We start from the raw sequence: 16,149 nt of genomic DNA, 5'->3' as shown, positions 1-16,149 counted from the left end.
GCGCCGTGCGAACGTGCCGCTTTCGGTCTGTCAGAGATGCAGAGAAACGGTCATCACCGAAGTGGCCCGACCGGGCCGCGGGTGACCGTGGACGCCTAATCCGTGGGCACACGGAGCCGGGGAACCGATCGCGCCGAAAGGCGCGGATTTCACGGGGGTGAATCGGGGCGCCTGTTCTCCCGCAGGCATGCCGTAGGGCGGCTTCCAGCCCGAACCCGACAGCTAACCCGGTAGGCGTAGTGGAAGGAGAGACCTCTGTCTCGCAACCCCTCGACCGCTTCGTCCCTGCGCCTCCGCCTCGCCGGAGGCATGGTCGCCGCGGGCGCGGTCCTCGCACCCGTCGCCCTGACGGCCACCGCCGCGCACGCCGCGGCCCCCCAGACGGCCGTCACCGTTGCCAAGGCGACGACGAAGCACAAGTCCTGGAGCCAGCGGCACAAGGTCGGTCTGAAGGCGGTCGCGATCGCCCGCAAGCAGATCGGCAAGTGGTACCGCTATGGGGGCGCCGGGCCCACGACGTTCGACTGCTCCGGTCTGGTGCAGTACTCCTACCGCAAGGCCGGCGTCCGGCTGCCGCGCACCGCGGGCCAGCAGCACCGTCACCTCAAGCGGCACATTCGCTGGAAGAACCTCGCGGCCGGTGACCTGGTGTACTTCAACGGCAACCAGCACACCGGGATCATCTCCAAGGTCGTCGGCCACAAGATCTACATGATCCACGCGTCGCACACCGGCACGCGGATCAAGCAGGTCCGGATCGACAACAACAGTTACTACAAGCACGCGTTCTACGGCGCGGCCCGCCCGTACTGAGCCGGGCCGTCCGCCGGACCGGCACGCCACGGTGCCGAGTCCGCTGATCACCGCCGGGGTCGTCCGCACGGACGGCCCCGGCGTTCTCAGTTTCGCCCGCTACCATCACGCGCATGTCATCGGCGGGCACCTGGCAGGGACGGGTCGCCGCGCTGACCGGGGTGGCGATCGCGCTGCAACTGGTCACCGCGGTCGGCTACGCGGCCCTGCACCGTGAGACGGGGCACGCGGCCGCCTCGTTGCGGAGCGCGGCCACGGTGCCCGCGCCGAGCCCTGCGACGGTGACGGCGCTGCTGCAACGCCGGTCCCGCGCCGTCCTCACTCATGACCGCACGGCCTTCCTCGCCACCGTCGACCCGTCGGCGCAGGCGTTCCGCGCCGGGCAGGAGACGCTGTTCGACAACCTGGCGAAGGTCCCCCTGGCGGCGTGGCGCGAGTCGCTCGCGGACACCCGTGCCGCGGCGGCCGCCGACGACGGCTGGACGGCGCGGCTGACGCTCACCTACCGGCTGCGCGCCTTCGACACGAAGGACGCCGCCTACACCCAGTACCTCACCTTCCAGCGGCACCAGGGCACCGGCTGGGTCGTGTCCGGCGACGGCTCCACGCACGGCCTGCGCGACGATCCGCAGATCTGGGACGGACCGGACCTGACCGTCATCCGCGGCAAGCGCAGCCTGGTCCTCGGCGAGGGCGGCACGGGGGTCGGGGACGGCACCGGAGTCACCGAGGGCGAGACGCGGACCGCCGAACTCCGCGACATCGCCCGGCGGCTGGACACCGGGGTCGGCCTGGTCTCGAAGGTCGTGGGCGACCGCTGGGCACGGCGCGTCGTGGCGCTCGCGCCCGCGACGGAGCAGCAGGCCGAGGAGCTCGTCGGGGACGTCCGGAACCTCGGCGACATCGCCGCGCTCGCGACCGTCAGCGGCGGCGCGGGCGAGGCCGACGGCGGCGTGGACCGCGTGGTCATCACCCCCACCGCCTTCGGCCGGCTGAACGGCCTCGGCCGGCACGTCGTCCTCACCCACGAACTCGTCCACGTCGCGATGGGCGGCGCCCGCGACGGCCACACGCCCATGTGGCTGGTCGAAGGGCTGGCCGACTACGTCGGCTACAAGGACGCCGGTGTCTCGACGCGGGCGGCGGCGCGCGAGCTGGCCGGTCTGATCTCCTCCGACGGCCTGCCGGCGGCGCCGCCGGGTCGGAGCGCCTTCACCGGGTCGGGCGAACGCCTGTCCGCCGCGTACGAGGAGGCGTGGCTGGCCTGCCGGATGATCGCGGAGCGCTACGGTGAGGGCAGGCTGGTCCGGGTGTACCGGACCGCCGCGGCCGTACCCGGCGACGCCGGCGACCCGCGCATCGAGGACCGCGCCCTGCGTGACGTGCTCGGCGTCGACGCGAGCCGGTTCGCCGCGCAGTGGCGGGCCTACCTGCGGAAGGAGCTCACTTGACGGAGGCCGGCGAGCAGGAGGGCGCCGGGTCGCCCGTGCGCACCGAGGCCGATCTCGGGTCCGCTCCCCGAGCGGAACCGCGCGGGGCGCCCCGGCGCGCCGCGGCCGTCGCCGCCGCGGCGTTGGGCGCGCTGCTGGTCGTCGTCGTGGCGGTGGTGACCCCCTGGCATCCGCTGTCCGGCGGGCGGGCCGCCGCGGACCCCGCGCTCGACTTCACGCGGGAGCAGATCGCGCGCAACGAGAGGTTCAGCGCGGCCATGGACGGTCCGGCGTACGCCGGGCTCGCCGCCGGCCTGGTGGTGGTCCTCGTCCTCGGCCTGACGCCCTGGGGCGCCCGGCTGCTCGGCAGGGTCGTCAGGCGGCCGTCCCCGTCGGACGCCAGGCCCGCGCCGTGGCGGTGGGGCCTGCGGCTGATCGCCGTCGCGCTGGTGCTGTCCGCGCTGACCCAGCTGGTCGCGCTGCCGTTCGGCGCGTGGTCGGAGTCGGTGCTGCGACGGTACGGCCTGTCGACCCAGGGCTGGGGATCGTGGTTCGGCGACCGGCTCACCGGGTTCGGGGTGAGCCTCGTCATCTGGATCGTCGCGCTGCTCGGCCTGCACCTGCTCATCCGCCGCTTCCCGCGGCACTGGTGGGCGGGCGCGGCCATCGGCGGCTTCCTGCTCGTCACCGCCGTCTCGTACGCCTACCCGGTGGTGGTCGAGCCGCTGTTCAACGACTTCACCTCGATGCCCGCCGGGCCGTTGCGCACGGACCTGCTCCGGATGGCGCGCGCGGACGGCGTACCGGTGAGCGACGTGCTCGTCGCCGACGCGTCGAAGCGCACGACGGAGCTGAACGCCTACGTCTCGGGGTTCGGCTCGACCCGGCGCATCGTCGTCTACGACACGCTCCTGGCGTCCCAGTCGCCGAAGGAGGTCGAGCTCGTCGTCGCACACGAGCTCGGCCACGCCAAGCGGAACGACGTGCTGACCGGCACCCTCGTCGGCGGCCTCGGGGTCGCGACCGGCGCCTGCGTCCTCTACCTGGTGATGACCTCGCCGCGCCTGCTGCGCCGGGCCGGCGTACGGTCGGCGGCCGACCCGCGGTCGACCGCGCTGCTGCTGGCCGCGGTCACCGTTCTCGCCCAGGCGGCGGCGCCCGCGCAGAACCTCGTCAGCCGCCACATCGAGGCACGGGCCGACGTGCACTCCCTCGAGCTGACGCGGGATCCGGCGACGTTCGCGGCGATGCAGCGGTCGCTCAGCCTCCGCAACCTCGACGACCTGTCCCCGAGCCCGTTCGCCTACGCGCTCTGGAACACCCACCCCTCCGGACCGGAGCGCATCGCGATGGGCCGCGCGTGGGCCCGCCTGCACCACGTCGCGGTGCCCCCGCCGAGCGTCCGTCCCTGACCGGGCCCGCGCCTCTCACCGCGTACGCCCCCGACCACGGCCGGCCGTGGTCGGGGGCGTACGGATGGTGAGCGCGGCGGTTACTGCGTGACCGGGGCCGTCTCCACGGCGCGAGGCCCGCCGAGCGGCCCGCCGACCGGCAGCGCGTACCGGCCGCCCATCCCGTTGACCACGCCGGCCGCGGAGGCGTACCAGGCGACCAGGGCGGTGAGGACGCCCACCCAGCCGCCGAACTTGATCACGCCGCTGCTGTGCGACAGGTTGCCGATGAACAGGATGACCTCGGTGAGCTCCAGGGTCAGGAACACCCCGAAGACCGCCGCGGTCACCTGGGTGCTCCACAGGAGCATGTACGTGTTGAAGATCGCGAACGCCAGCAGGATCCAGCCGAGGTCGTTCTGGATGAGGTGCTCCGGGTTCGCCTTCGTGGCCGCCGCCGTCGCCGCGGCCGTGGGCGCGACCCAGCGGACGTACAGCCCGAGGCCGATCCAGAACCCGCCGTAGGAGGCGAACGCGGTCGCGCCGAAGACGTTCCGGTTGCGGAACTCCCACATGCCGGCCAGCAGCTGGATCAGGCCGCCGTACGCGAACGCGTAGCCGAGCCAGGCGTCCGTGCCGTCGGTCCACCCGGCGTTCTTCGCCGAGAGAAGGAAGGTGGTCAGCGCGAACGCCGCCAGCCCGAGCGGGGCGGGATCGGCGATCGTGGAGAGGGGGGTCGGGGGTCGGGGGGTCTCGGTCATGGGTGGCTCCTCCTCGTCGTGAAGCTCACCGCCGTGCCTCGTCGGGTCCGCCATGCACACTTCGCAGGCCGGGCGGGGACCGGGCGGCCAGGACGCGCGTAACCACATTAACTCCCTGTTTCGCTCTGGTCACGGGGCCGCGTAAAGGTGATCACAGAACACATGCGATGCTGACAACGATGGGGAAGACGCTCGTCCTGACCAACGACTTCCCGCCCAGGCCGGGCGGGATCCAGGCGTTCGTGCACAACCTGGCGGTCCGCCGGCCGCCGGGATCCCTCATCGTGTACGCCCCCGCGTGGGAGGGCGCGCCGGAGTTCGACGCCGCACAGCCGTTCCCGGTGGTCCGGCACCCCCGGCCGCTGATGCTCCCGGTCCCGTCCGTGCTGCGGCGCGCCGCCGAGATCGTCCGCGCGGAGGGCTGTGACTCGGTGGTCTTCGGCGCGGCGGCGCCCCTCGGGCTGCTGGCCCCGCGCCTGCGGCGGTCCGGCGTCGAGCGGTTCGTCGGGATCACGCACGGTCACGAGGCGGGGTGGGCGGCGCTGCCCGGGTCGCGCCGGTTGCTGCGCCGGATCGGGGACCAGGTCGACGTGCTCACCTACCTGGGCGAGTACACCCGCAGCCGGATGGCCCGCGCGCTGTCGCCCGCGGCGGCGGCGCGGATGCGGCGGCTGGCCCCCGGTGTCGACGAGACGGTGTTCCGCCCCGGCGCCGGGGGAGAGGAGATCCGGGCCCGGTACGGCCTGGCGGACCGCCCGGTCGTGGTCTGCGTCTCCCGGCTGGTCCCGCGCAAGGGGCAGGACGTGCTGATCCGCGCCTGGCCGCAGGTGCTGCGGGCCGTCCCGGACGCCGCCCTCCTGATCGTCGGCGGCGGCCCCTACCGCACCACCCTCGACCGGCTCCGCGCCGAGCTGGGCGTGGCGGACGCCGTGCGCCTGACCGGCACGGTCCCTTGGGAGGAGCTTCCCGCGCACTACGACGCCGGTGACGTGTTCGCCATGCCCTGCCGGACCCGCCATCGCGGGCTCGACGTCGAGGGCCTGGGGATCGTCTACCTCGAGGCGTCCGCCACCGCTCTGCCGGTGGTGGCGGGCGACTCCGGCGGCGCCCCCGACGCCGTTCTCGACGGTGAGACCGGCGTCGTGGTCGACGGCCACTCGGTGGGCGCGGTGGCCGACGCCGTCACCGGCCTGCTGCGCGACCCGTCCGCGGCGCAGGCGATGGGCAAGCAGGGGCGTTCGTGGGTCGAGCGCGAGTGGCGCTGGGAGGTCCAGGCCGCCCGCTTCGCCGCCCTCCTGCGCCCCTGAGGCCGGCCGCAGGGTCGCCCCCGGTCCGGCCGGGGTCAGCAGCCGCAGAACGCGCCCGCCACGGGTGCGGTGAGGGGATCGACCGGCCTGCCGGCGCGCCCGGTCGCGGTCTCGACCACGAACCCCTCGCGCGCCCAGTACTCGTAGCCGCCGATCATCTCCTTCACCCGGTAGCCCAGCCGGGCGAAGGCCAGCGCGGCGCGGATCGCGCCGTTGCACCCCGGACCCCAGCAGTAGGTGACGACCGTCGTGCCCGGAGGGACGAGGGCGGGGGCACGTTCCCCGATCAGCGCGGTCGGCAGGTGCAGGGCGCCGGGGAGGTGGCCCTGCTCCCATGCCTCGACGCCGCGAGAGTCGACGACGACCAGGCCGGGCACGCCCGCCTCCAGGTCGGCGTGGACGTCGGACACGTCGGTCTCGAAGGACAGGCGGGCGGCGAAGTGGCGGGCGGCCTCCTCGGGAGGAGCCGGCGCGGTGCTGAGAACACTGGACATACCGGTCATCGTGGCCGACGTCCTCTCCGGGGGAACAGTGGCGTCAACGTCGCTCACCGCTAGGATCCCGCCATGCGGTCGAGGCCGGGGTCGGCGGTGGCGGTGCTCGCCTACGAGGGCATGTCGCCGTTCGAGACGGGCATCGTCACCGAGGTGTTCGGGCTGCCGAGGCCGGAGCTGGACGTGCCGTGGTACGACCTGGCCGTGTGCGCCGAGCGGCCCGGTCCGGTCCGGATCGTCGGCGGCGCCACCATCCACACCGAGCACGGCCTGGACGCCTTCGCTTCCGCCGACACCGTCATCGTCCCCGGCGTCCCCGACGTACGCGGTGAGTCCTCGCCGGAGCTGGTCACGGCCCTGCGCCTGGCCCATGAGCGGGGCGCCCGCGTCGTGTCGATCTGCTCCGGCGCGTTCGCCCTGGCCGCCGCCGGCCTGCTGGACCACCGCCCGGCGACCACCCACTGGCAGTACGCCGGTCTGCTGCGCCGTCGCTTCCCCCTCGTCCAGGTGAACCCCGACGTCCTGTACATCGACGACGGCGACGTCCTGACCAGCGCCGGCAGCGCCGCGGGCCTGGACCTGTGCCTGCATCTGGTCCGCCGGGACCACGGTCCGAGCGTCGCCAACGCGGTGGCGCGGCGGCTGGTGATCCCACCGCACCGTGACGGCGGCCAGGCGCAGTTCATCGAGGCGCCCGTGACCGTCGACGCCGACGACGACCGGATCGCCCAGGTGACGACCTGGGCGCTGGCCAACCTGCGGGAGGAGATCACCGTGGACGTCCTCGCCGCCCGCGCGCACATGTCCGCCCGCACGTTCCTGCGCCACTTCGCGCGCTGCATGGGGACTAGCCCCACCCGGTGGCTGATCGGCCAGCGGATCCAGGCCAGCCTGCCGCTCCTGGAGAAGACCTCCGCGCCCGTCGAGGAGATCGCCCGCGCGGTCGGGTTCGCCAGCCCCGTCACCTTCCGCTCGCACTTCGGGCGGGCCATGCGAACGTCACCGTCCGCGTACCGCCGGGCCTTTACCACCCGGCCGTGACCGGCCGTCGATCGAAGTCGCGGCGAATTGAGGCCGGAAACCGGCCGCATTGCGGCCTGGCGTTGTGCTCAACGGATCCCGACCGACCCTTTCGCGCGGGCCCGCCGCGATGGCGAGCGACGGGATCGACTGGGCGGGCTACTTCCGCATGGCGGAGGGGGAGACCCTGTCGGGGCTGCTCGACGCGTACGAGGAGACGGCCCGCCGGTACGGACGAGCTGCTGGCCACGCTGCCCGACCTGGACGCCTCCTGGCCGCTGCCCGACGAGCCGTGGTTCGAGCCGGGCGCCCGCTGGTCCGTCCGCCGGGTGCTGCTCCACGTGATCGCCGAGACCGCGCAGCACTCCGGCCACGCCGACATCATCCGCGAGTCCCTCGACGGCGCCAAGACGATGGGCTGACCCGCCACTTCATCCCTGGTGTTCACCGCCCTCCAGGGACGGTGAACACCGAGGATCGGGAGCTGTCGGCTACCGGGCTGTGACCCATGCCACATGCGGTTCCTGTCAGCAATCGGGGCGCTGTTCCGCTCAAGTGACCGGGAGCAAGCGAACCGACGGGAGCATCACATGAAGCACCGCATCGTCGTCCTCGGCGCCGGCTATGCCGGGGCCTACGTGGCCGGGAACCTGGCCCGCCGGCTGTCTCCGGCGGACACCGAGATCACCGTGGTCAACGCCGTGCCGGACTTCGTCCAGCGGCTGCGGCTGCACCAGTTGGCGGCCGGCCGGGAGATCGAGGCTCCGAAGCTCGCCGACGTCTTCGCGGGCACGGGGATACGGCTGCGCGTGGCCCGTGTCACCGCCGTCGACCCCGAGCGCCAGGTCGTCGCCGTGGCCGACGCCGACGGCGGCGGCGAACTCGGCTACGACACACTCGTGTACGCGCTCGGCAGCCACGGCGACGACAGCGCCGTCCCCGGCGCGGCCGAGCACGCCTTCGACGTCGCCGCCAGGCCCTCGGCGCTGAGCCTGCGCGAGCGCCTGGACAGCCTGGGCAGGCGGGGCGAAGGCGCGCGTGTGCTGGTCGTCGGCGACGGGTTGACCGGCATCGAGACCGCCACCGAGATCGCCGAATCCCGGCCCGGCCCGTCGGTGACGCTGGTCGCCCGCGGCGAGCTGGGCGCCCGGCTCTCCGCCGGGGCCCGCGGCCACCTGCGCCAGGCCTGCGACCGGCTGGGCATCACCGTCCTGGAGCACACCAGCGTCGAAGCCGTCGAATCGACGCGAGTGCTGTGCGCCGACGGTACGGCTCTGGCGTCCGACGCGACCGTGTGGACGGCCGGGTTCGCGGTCGACCCCATCGCCGCCGCCGGCGGGCTGGAGGTCACAGAGGACGGTCAGATCGTCGTCGATCGCACCATGCGGTCGGTCTCGCACCCGAACGTCTACGCGACCGGTGACAGCGCCTTCGCCATCGGCGACAACGGCCGGCCGCTGCCGATGTCCTGCGCCTCGGCCGGCTACACCGGCCGGCAGGCTGTCGAGGCGATCGTGGGACGCCTGACCGGGGGCAAGGTCCCCCACACCAAGCTGCTCTACTACGGCAACCACATCAGTCTCGGGCGGCGGGACGGGATTCTGCAGATGGTCGACGACGAAGGGCGGGCGAAGCCGAAGTACATGGGCGGCCGGAAGGCCGCGCGGGTCAAGGCGGGCATCGTCAGGATGTCGCTGTGGGCCACCTCGCACCCGACCTTCGGCCTGCCCAAGCGCAAGCACCGCCTGGCCGCCGCGCCGGACGCGGCCGGTGAGAAGGCGGTCGCGTACGCCGAGAAGGCTCGCGTAGCCGCCTCATAGGGTGGCCCGCGTGGACAGCATCGCCGCTGATCGCTTCGACACCAGCCGGTTCGAGGCCAGCCGGAACCGGCTGGCCTCACTGGCCTACCGGCTGCTGGGCTCCGCCGCCGACGCCGAAGACGCCGTGCAGGATGCGTTCCTGCACTGGCAGGCCGCCGACCGGAAGCGGATCAAGGTGCCGGAAGCATGGCTGACCAAGGTCGTCACCAACCTGTGCCTCGACCGGCTCCGCTCGGCACGAGCCCGCCGCGAACGCACCGCCGGCGCCTGGCTGCCCGAACCGCTCCTCGACGGCGACCCGATGCTCGGCCCGGCCGACTCGTTCGAGCAGCGCGAGTCGGTCTCCCTGGCCGTGCTGACGCTCATGGAGCGCCTGTCGCCCCTCGAGCGGGCCGTCTACGTCCTGCGCGAAGCGTTCTCCTACAGCCATGCCGAGATCACAGAGATCCTCGGCATCACCGAGTCCGCGAGCCAGCAGCACCTCCACCGGGCCCGGCGCCGCGTCACCGCCGCGCGCCGCGGCGAAGTCGACCCGGCATCCGCCCGCAAGATCGTCGAGGAATTCCTCGCCGCCGCCTCCTCGGGCCGCACCGAACGGCTGGTGGCGCTGCTCACCGACGACGCGACCGCGATCTCCGACGGCGCCGGCCTGGCCGAGACGCTGGTGCGGTACGACGCTCCGCAGCGCATCGCCGCCGTCGTACGGGCCGGCTTCAGGCCCACACCCGCGAAACGGCGATTCGCCGGCGGCACGCCCGCCCTCCACTACGCGCTCGTCAACGGCGCCCCCGCCATCCTCTTCGTGCTCGGCGACCGGGTCATCGGCGCCGTGACGTTCGACATCACCGGCGGCAAGATCGCAATCGTGCGCGGCATCGCCGCCCCTACCCGCCTCGCCCGCCTCACCCAAGCCTGGCGGCGGCACGGACCGGACACGCCGCTCATCGGCCAGTGGTGACCCGACGCCGACGCGGCCACGCGCACCGCCCGCGTTTCATAGGTGGTCTGTACCGCCGCGCCGTCACCACCACGTCATGACGAACGGGCCATCGTCCCCTCGGAGATCCGAGCGGACGGTGGTCCGTGAGTCGGGGCGGTCAGCGGCGGGCGGTCAGCGTGAGCGTCGCGCCCAGGGCGAGCAGGGCGGCGAGGACGTACGCCAGGGCGGACAGGCCGTGCGCGCTCAGCGCACCGGCGACCTGCGGGCCGACGCTGGCGCCGACGAAGAGGATGAAGGTGAACAGGGAGACCGCCGTGCCCCGCGCCGCACCGGCGTGGCCGCCGATGGTCTCGATCAGGGCGGGGGCGGTGAGGCCGACACCGGCGACGAAGGCGTTCAGCAGGATCGCGAGCCCCAGGGTGCCCGGGTGGGTCAGTCCGATCAGCGCGGCCGACACGGCGGACAGCGTCAGCGCCCCGGTCGCGCGGCGCGCTCCGGGGACGCGCTGCAGGACGGGCGTCACGAAGGGGATCGCGAGGATCGCCGGAAGCGCCGCCGCGCGCAGGGCGAGCAGCGCCGCCGCCCCGCCCGCCGCGCCGGTGAGGGCCAGGCCGGTGTAGAGGGCGACGAACGAACCGAGCACCACCGGGCTCGCCAGGTAGAGCGGGATGAGGCGGCGGTGGGCGAGGAGGCCCGGCATGGCGCGGTACGCGTCGAGCGGAGAGCCCGTGGTGCCGGGACGGCCGGGCAGCATCACCCGCCGCAGCGCGGTGGCGACGAGGGCGAAGGCGACCGCGAAGACGGCGAACACCGCGCGCCAGCCCGCCACCGCCGCGATGCCCTGCGCGGCGAGCTGACCGAACACCGCCGCCGCGAGGAACGCGCCGACCACCGCGGACAACAGGGTGGGGCGGTGCCGCGGTTCGGCGCGTTCGGCGATGTAGGTGAACGCGACGGGGGCGAACGCGGCGGTGGTCACGCCCTGCAGGACCCGGAGGCCGATCGCCATGCCGAGGCTCGGGGACAGGGCCACCAGGGCGGTCGTCACCGCGGTGGCGGCGATGCCCGTCACGATGATCCGGCGCCGACCGAACCGGTCCGACAGCGGGCCGAACACCAGGAAACCGGCCGCGTATCCGAAGCCGAACGCGCTGGCCATCCACGTCAGGGCGGAGGCTGGCGCCTGCCACTCCCGGCCCATCGCGCCCAGCAGGGGGATCACACCGTAGAGCTGGCCGGTGGCCAGCAGGGCCGTCGCCACGAACGTCACCAGGGTCGCCACGAAGGGGGCGTGGGCGTGGGCGGGCTCCGCCTGGGGGGCGGTCGTTCCGGCACGGCCGGCGGAGATCAACGTCGTCATGCCGAGGAAGGTATCCAACCAACCGGTTGGGTGTCAACCAACTAGTTGGATTGACCTTCGGGTAAGCTCATCGCATGCCCAGAGACACCGCCGCCGCCACGAAGGAAGCCCTGCTCAGTGCCGCGCGGGAGGAGTTCGCCGCGTACGGCATCGCCGGAGCGCGGGTGGACCGCATCGCCGAGCGCGCGGGCGTCAACAAGGAGCGCATCTACGGCCACTTCGGCAACAAGGAGAAGCTGTTCGACGCCGTCATGAGTCAGGTGCTCGACGAGGTCATCGAGATGGTGGCGCAGGACTTCAGTGATCCGGGCGACTACGTGGCCGGGATGTACGACTACCACCGGGCGCATCCCGAACTACTCCGCCTGATGCTGTGGGAGGCCCTGCAGTACGGCGACCAGCGCGACTACGACGACGGCCGGCGCGCCCACTACCGCAAGAAGATGGAGGCGCTCGCGAGCCGCCTGGGGGCGGAGCCGTCGGTCGACGTCGGGCGCGCCCTGGTGACGCTGTGCGGCATGGCCGGCTGGCCGAACGCGGTACCCCAGATCACCCGGCTCGTGCTGGGGCCGGACGCCGACGACCGGGACGCGATGCGCGCCCACCTGATCGACTTCGCGCGGTCCGCCGTCGTCCGCGAGACACCGGCCTGACCGCCCGGCGACCTCGGAAGGTCAGGCGTAGAGTGCCTCGATCTCGTCGGCGAAGTCCTTCTCGACGAGGTTGCGCTTGACCTTCAGGGTCGGGGTGAGGTGGCCGGACTCCTCGGTGAAGTCCACGTCGAGGATCCGGTACTTCTTGATCGCCTCGGCCCGGGACACCGTGGTGTTGGCGTCGGCCACCGCCGCGTCGATCTCCTTCACCAGATCCGGGTCCTTCACCAGCTCCGCGGTGGACAGCCCGGTCTTGCCGTGCTGCTCCTTCCACGGCTCGAGCGCCTCGGGGTCGAGGGTGATCAGGCAGCCGATGAACTTACGGGCGTCGCCGACCACCATGCACTGGCTGATCAGCGGGTGCGCGCGTAGCCGGTCCTCCAGCGGCGCCGGCGCGACGTTCTTCCCGCCCGCGGTGACGATGATCTCCTTCTTGCGGCCGGTGATCCGGAGGTAGCCGTCCTCGTCGAGCTCGCCCACGTCGCCGGTGTGGAACCAGCCGTCCTCGAGGGCGGCCTTGGACGCCTCCTCGTTGTGCCAGTAGCCGGCGAAGACGTTCGGCCCCTTGACGAGCACCTCGCCGTCGTCGCCGATGCGCAGCGTGCTGCCGGGGATCGGCTTGCCGACGGTGCCGATGCGGTTGTCGCTGGGCAGGTTGACCGCCGCCGGGGCGGTCGTCTCGGTGAGGCCGTAGCCCTCGAGGATCGTGATGCCGACGCCGTCGAAGAAGTGGCCGAGCCGCTCGCCCAGCGCCGCGCCGCCCGAGACGGCGTGGGTGACGCGGCCGCCGATCGCGGCGCGCAGCTTGCCGTACACCAGCCGGTCGAACAGCGCGTGCTTGAGCCGCAGCCCGAGCCCGGGGGAGTCGGCGCGGCTGTAGGCGATCGCGGTGTCGGCCGCGACGCGGAAGATGCGGCCCTTGCCGTCGGCATTGGCCTTCTGCTCGGCGCCGATGTAGACCTTCTCGAAGACACGGGGCACCGCGAGCAGGAAGGTCGGCTGGAAGGAGGCGAGGTCGTCGACGACGTGCGCCATGTCGGCCGTGTGGCCGAGCGTCACGCCCGCCTCGACGCAGCCGACCTCGATGAGCCGCGCGAAGACGTGGGCGAGCGGCAGGAACAGCAGCGTCGAGCCGCTCTTCAGGCCGAACACCTCCGTCAGCGCGCCCTCGGTGACGTTCCGCGCGGTCGCGAGCAGGTTGCCGTGGGTGATCTCGCAGCCCTTCGGGCGGCCGGTCGTGCCCGACGTGTAGATGATCGTGGCCAGGTCGGCGACGGACCGCGACTCGCGCCGCTCCGTCAGGTCCTGGTCGGACCCCGTGCCGCTCGGCAGGTCGTCCATCCGCCAGACGTGCGCGAGCTCGGGCAGCCGCTCCCGGACGCTCTCGACCGCCTTGGCGTGCTCGTCCGTCTCGACGAAGACGGCCTTGGCCCCGGAGTCGCCGACGATCCACTCGACCTGCGAGGCCGAGGACGTCTCGTAGATCGGCACGGTCACGCCGCCGGCCGCCCAGATCGCGTAGTCGGCGACGGTCCATTCGTACCGGGTGCGGGACATGAGCGCCACGCGGTCGCCCGGCTCGACGCCGGCGGAGATCAGCCCCTTGGCGACCCGGGCGATCTCCTCGGCGAACTCGCGCGCGGTGACGTCCCGCCACCCGGATCCGGACTTGCGCCGAATGACGACGCGGTCCGGCTCCTCGGCGGCCCGGGAGAAGAGCGTGTCGGTGAGGTTCGCCGAGTCGGCGATCGTCACTTGTGCGGGAACGCTGTACTCGCGCACGACTTCTCCTCAGCTGATACGGCGGGCATTCGCACGGACGCTATCGCCTCAAGATACTGATCGGTAGCCTTTGGCGCGGTGACACGTCTCGCATTTCTTCTTACCACGCGTGTAACGACCTCGTTGATGCGCGTTCGCGGGCCGGTCTCGTGGTCGCGATAGCGGAACGAAGCGGTAACGACCTCGTCTGTTCGGCCTAAAGGCAGGTCAGGTCCGGGGACGGTGGCGAAGGGGCCGGGCCAGAATACGCCTCACCGCGGGGATCGCGGCGCCGGTGCGCGGGGGAGGCGATGTCGTTGCTCGAGGTGGTCGCGATGAACGAGGTGGACGCCGAGGCCGCCGAGACGGGCGGTGCCGACCGCATCATGGCGGTCGCCGACCGGCAGGCCGGCGGCCTGACCCCGGATCCCAAGACCGTCGCCGCGATGCGCAAGACGACCTCGCTGCCGATCCGGGTGGTGCTCCGGGCCAAGAACGGCTTCCGGACGACCGAATCGGAGCTCGGCAGGCTCTGCCGCGCCGCGGCCGCCCACGCCGACGCCGGGGCGGACGGCTTCGTGTTCGGCTTCCTGCACGCCGACCACACGGTCGACCTGTCCGCGACCGCCCGGCTCGCCGACACGGTGCTGCCGCTGCCGTGGACGTTCCACCGCGCGATCGACCACGCCGCCGAGCCGGAGGCCGCCTGGCGAACCCTCCGCCTGCTGCGCGGCCTCGACTCCGTCCTGTGCGCGGGGGCGGCGGGCGGCGTGGGGGCGGGCATGGAGGCACTGCTGCGCCGGGCCGCCCACGACGCGCGGCTCATGCTCGTCGGCGGCGGCCTGCGGCGCCGCCACGTTCCGGCCCTCGTGGCGGCCGGGGTCCGGGCCTTCCAGGTCGGCGACGCCGTACGGCCGGTGGGCGGCGGGCCCCAGGCCCCGGTCGACGCCGTGCGCGTCCGCGAGTGGCGCAGCCTCGTCTACGCCGCCGACCACTGACCGCGGCCGGGGCGCCGAGCGCGGCGGAACGCCGGCGCCGGCCGGGCGCCGGCCGCGGTCGCCGGTCCGCGGCGACGTGCCGTATCGCCGGCGGGTCTTACAGTTGGCGCATGCGGGTTCATGTGGTCAGCGACGTGCATGGACGGGCGGACGCGCTCGCCCTGGCCGGTGACGGGGCGGACGCGTTCATCTGCCTCGGGGATCTGATCCTGTTCATCGACTACGACGACCACGGCAAGGGCATCTTCGCCGAGCTGTTCGGGACGGAGCACGCCTCGACCTTCATCGAACTGCGCACCCAGAAGCGATTCGACGAGGCACGGGCGTTCTCCCGCTCGATGTGGGCGACTCTGGAGGGCGACGCCGGACCGTACATCGAGGCCGCCGTGCGCCGGCAGTACAAGGAGCTGTTCGGCGCCATGCCCACGCCCGCGTACCTCACCTACGGCAACGTCGACATCCCCCGGCTGTGGGCGGAGAGCCTGCGGCCCGGCCAGCGGGTGCTCGACGGGGAGGTCGTGGAGATCGGCGGCCTGCGCTTCGGATTCGTCGGCGGTGGGCTGCGCACCGAATACCGCACGCCGTACGAACTCGACGACGAGGTCTACGCCGCCAAGGTCGCGGCGATCGGCGCGGTCGACGTGCTGTGCTGCCACATTCCGCCCGCCGTTCCCGAACTGCTGTACGACACGGTCGCCCGGCGATTCGAACGCGGCAGCGAGGCGGTCCTGCGCGCCATCCAGGAGACGCAGCCGAGATACGCGCTGTTCGGCCATGTCCACCAGCCGCTCGTCCGCCGCACCCGCATCGGCCGCACCGAGTGCGTGAACGTCGGTCACTTCCGCGCACGCGGGGTTCCGTACGTTCTGGAGTTCTAGAGACTACGCTCCGCTCAAGGCGAAGCGCCGCACCCATTTATCGCCCGGAAGAAAGTCGAAAGAAGGAAACGCCGATGGCGGACCGTACGAGCTCCAGCATCACCATCGAGGCTGAAAAGCCAGAGATCATGGCGGTCATCGCCGATTTTGCGGAATACCCTGAATGGGCGGAGGGGATCACCGCGGCCGAGGTCGTCGCCGCCGGAGACGACGGCCGCGCCGAACACGTGCGGATCACGCTGGAGGCTGGGCCGATCAAGGACACCTATGTCCTGGCCTATGACTGGGACGACGACGAAGCGGTGCACTGGCATCTCGCGGAGCGCGGCACCATGCTCACCGGCATGACCGGCGCCTACCGCCTCGCCGAGCGCGACGGCGACACGGAGGTGACGTACGAGCTCGCGGTGGACGTGCGCGTTCCCATGATCGGTATGGTCAAGCGGAAGGCGGAGAAGCGCATCATCGACACGGCCCTCAAAGGGCTGAAACGACGTGTCGAGGGATAGCCGATGCGACGGGC

16 protein-coding genes and 1 riboswitch are annotated in these 16,149 nt (G+C 72.7%); of the genes, 12 read left to right on the top strand and 4 right to left on the bottom strand.

Going from position 1 to position 16,149, the window contains the following annotated elements; all coding sequences use genetic code 11:
- The first annotated feature begins 82 nt into the window (after positions 1-82).
- A riboswitch (cyclic di-AMP (ydaO/yuaA leader) is annotated at positions 83-252 on the top strand.
- Positions 253-309: 57 nt separating this feature from the next.
- From AB0L00_RS34255 to AB0L00_RS34245, 3 genes are all read left to right on the top strand, one after another.
- Positions 310-813: a C40 family peptidase gene (locus AB0L00_RS34255; protein ID WP_364441338.1), complete on the top strand. Its 504-nt coding sequence runs from the start codon at positions 310-312 to the stop codon at positions 811-813.
- A 113-nt stretch (positions 814-926) separates the two neighbouring features.
- Positions 927-2,264, top strand: coding sequence for a hypothetical protein (locus AB0L00_RS34250; RefSeq protein WP_364441337.1), 1,338 nt, complete (start codon positions 927-929; stop codon positions 2,262-2,264).
- Positions 2,261-3,655: a M48 family metallopeptidase gene (locus AB0L00_RS34245; protein WP_364441336.1), complete on the top strand. Its 1,395-nt coding sequence runs from the start codon at positions 2,261-2,263 to the stop codon at positions 3,653-3,655. Before AB0L00_RS34250 ends, AB0L00_RS34245 begins: the two co-directional genes overlap by 4 nt.
- 80 nt (positions 3,656-3,735) lie before the next feature.
- Here AB0L00_RS34245 and AB0L00_RS34240 read toward each other — a convergent pair whose 3' ends face one another.
- Positions 3,736-4,395, bottom strand: a complete 660-nt coding sequence (locus tag AB0L00_RS34240) for an acetate uptake transporter (RefSeq protein WP_364441335.1) — start codon at positions 4,393-4,395, stop codon at positions 3,736-3,738.
- 179 nt (positions 4,396-4,574) lie between these two features.
- Here AB0L00_RS34240 and AB0L00_RS34235 point away from each other — a divergent pair, with 179 nt between their 5' ends.
- Positions 4,575-5,702 carry a glycosyltransferase family 4 protein gene (locus AB0L00_RS34235; RefSeq protein WP_364441334.1) on the top strand — a complete coding sequence of 376 codons (1,128 nt, stop codon included), beginning with the start codon at positions 4,575-4,577 and terminating at the stop codon, positions 5,700-5,702.
- A gap of 35 nt (positions 5,703-5,737) precedes the next feature.
- Here the strand turns inward: AB0L00_RS34235 and AB0L00_RS34230 are convergent, their stop codons facing one another.
- Positions 5,738-6,205, bottom strand: coding sequence for a rhodanese-like domain-containing protein (locus AB0L00_RS34230; protein ID WP_364441408.1), 468 nt, complete (start codon positions 6,203-6,205; stop codon positions 5,738-5,740).
- Between the two features lie 63 nt (positions 6,206-6,268).
- Between AB0L00_RS34230 and AB0L00_RS34225 the strand changes: the two genes are divergently transcribed.
- From AB0L00_RS34225 to AB0L00_RS34210, 4 genes are all read left to right on the top strand, one after another.
- Complete coding sequence (locus AB0L00_RS34225; protein ID WP_364441333.1) at positions 6,269-7,237, top strand: helix-turn-helix domain-containing protein; 969 nt, start codon at positions 6,269-6,271, stop codon at positions 7,235-7,237.
- A complete protein-coding gene (locus AB0L00_RS34220) occupies positions 7,234-7,638 on the top strand; it encodes a DUF664 domain-containing protein (protein WP_364441331.1) in 405 nt (134 codons plus the stop codon). Before AB0L00_RS34225 ends, AB0L00_RS34220 begins: the two co-directional genes overlap by 4 nt.
- Positions 7,639-7,806: 168 nt before the next feature.
- Positions 7,807-9,036, top strand: coding sequence for an FAD-dependent oxidoreductase (locus AB0L00_RS34215; RefSeq protein ID WP_364441329.1), 1,230 nt, complete (start codon positions 7,807-7,809; stop codon positions 9,034-9,036).
- Positions 9,037-9,046: 10 nt separating this feature from the next.
- Positions 9,047-9,994: a sigma-70 family RNA polymerase sigma factor gene (locus tag AB0L00_RS34210; protein ID WP_364441328.1), complete on the top strand. Its 948-nt coding sequence runs from the start codon at positions 9,047-9,049 to the stop codon at positions 9,992-9,994.
- Between the two features lie 139 nt (positions 9,995-10,133).
- Here AB0L00_RS34210 and AB0L00_RS34205 read toward each other — a convergent pair whose 3' ends face one another.
- Complete coding sequence (locus tag AB0L00_RS34205) at positions 10,134-11,336, bottom strand: MFS transporter (protein WP_364441326.1); 1,203 nt, start codon at positions 11,334-11,336, stop codon at positions 10,134-10,136.
- A gap of 74 nt (positions 11,337-11,410) precedes the next feature.
- On the opposite strand from AB0L00_RS34205, the gene AB0L00_RS34200 reads away from it, so the two are divergent.
- Entirely contained in the window at positions 11,411-11,989 is a 579-nt protein-coding gene (locus tag AB0L00_RS34200) for a TetR family transcriptional regulator (protein ID WP_345358010.1), read from the top strand.
- Positions 11,990-12,010: 21 nt separating this feature from the next.
- Here AB0L00_RS34200 and AB0L00_RS34195 read toward each other — a convergent pair whose 3' ends face one another.
- Positions 12,011-13,771, bottom strand: coding sequence for a long-chain fatty acid--CoA ligase (locus AB0L00_RS34195; RefSeq protein ID WP_364441324.1), 1,761 nt, complete (start codon positions 13,769-13,771; stop codon positions 12,011-12,013).
- A gap of 290 nt (positions 13,772-14,061) precedes the next feature.
- Between AB0L00_RS34195 and AB0L00_RS34190 the strand changes: the two genes are divergently transcribed.
- The 3 genes from AB0L00_RS34190 to AB0L00_RS34180 all read left to right on the top strand — a co-directional run bounded on the left by AB0L00_RS34190 (position 14,062) and on the right by AB0L00_RS34180 (position 16,135).
- Positions 14,062-14,748 carry a copper homeostasis protein CutC gene (locus AB0L00_RS34190; RefSeq protein WP_364441323.1) on the top strand — a complete coding sequence of 229 codons (687 nt, stop codon included), beginning with the start codon at positions 14,062-14,064 and terminating at the stop codon, positions 14,746-14,748.
- 110 nt (positions 14,749-14,858) lie between these two features.
- Positions 14,859-15,626 (top strand): metallophosphoesterase, encoded by a 768-nt coding sequence (locus AB0L00_RS34185; protein ID WP_364441321.1) that lies wholly within the window; start codon positions 14,859-14,861, stop codon positions 15,624-15,626.
- A 74-nt stretch (positions 15,627-15,700) separates the two neighbouring features.
- A complete protein-coding gene (locus tag AB0L00_RS34180) occupies positions 15,701-16,135 on the top strand; it encodes an SRPBCC family protein (RefSeq protein WP_364441319.1) in 435 nt (144 codons plus the stop codon).
- Positions 16,136-16,149: the final 14 nt, after the last annotated feature.

Source organism: Actinoallomurus sp. NPDC052308, assembly GCF_040679195.1.
GTDB lineage: Bacteria > Actinomycetota > Actinomycetes > Streptosporangiales > Streptosporangiaceae > Actinoallomurus > Actinoallomurus liliacearum.
This window is presented reverse-complemented; position numbering and strand designations above follow the sequence as displayed.

Excerpts from the sequence above, each read along its gene's own strand:
- AB0L00_RS34230 (WP_364441408.1), bottom strand. The coding sequence starts at position 6,205 with ATGACCGGTATGTCCAGTGTTCTCAGCACCGCGCCGGCTCCTCCCGAG.
- AB0L00_RS34235 (WP_364441334.1), top strand. The coding sequence starts at position 4,575 with ATGGGGAAGACGCTCGTCCTGACCAACGACTTCCCGCCCAGGCCGGGC.
- AB0L00_RS34205 (WP_364441326.1), bottom strand. The coding sequence starts at position 11,336 with ATGACGACGTTGATCTCCGCCGGCCGTGCCGGAACGACCGCCCCCCAG.
- AB0L00_RS34190 (WP_364441323.1), top strand. The coding sequence starts at position 14,062 with ATGTCGTTGCTCGAGGTGGTCGCGATGAACGAGGTGGACGCCGAGGCC.
- AB0L00_RS34255 (WP_364441338.1), top strand. The coding sequence starts at position 310 with ATGGTCGCCGCGGGCGCGGTCCTCGCACCCGTCGCCCTGACGGCCACC.
- AB0L00_RS34215 (WP_364441329.1), top strand. The coding sequence starts at position 7,807 with ATGAAGCACCGCATCGTCGTCCTCGGCGCCGGCTATGCCGGGGCCTAC.
- AB0L00_RS34200 (WP_345358010.1), top strand. The coding sequence starts at position 11,411 with ATGCCCAGAGACACCGCCGCCGCCACGAAGGAAGCCCTGCTCAGTGCC.
- AB0L00_RS34185 (WP_364441321.1), top strand. The coding sequence starts at position 14,859 with ATGCGGGTTCATGTGGTCAGCGACGTGCATGGACGGGCGGACGCGCTC.
- AB0L00_RS34180 (WP_364441319.1), top strand. The coding sequence starts at position 15,701 with ATGGCGGACCGTACGAGCTCCAGCATCACCATCGAGGCTGAAAAGCCA.
- AB0L00_RS34240 (WP_364441335.1), bottom strand. The coding sequence starts at position 4,395 with ATGACCGAGACCCCCCGACCCCCGACCCCCCTCTCCACGATCGCCGAT.
- AB0L00_RS34225 (WP_364441333.1), top strand. The coding sequence starts at position 6,269 with ATGCGGTCGAGGCCGGGGTCGGCGGTGGCGGTGCTCGCCTACGAGGGC.
- AB0L00_RS34250 (WP_364441337.1), top strand. The coding sequence starts at position 927 with ATGTCATCGGCGGGCACCTGGCAGGGACGGGTCGCCGCGCTGACCGGG.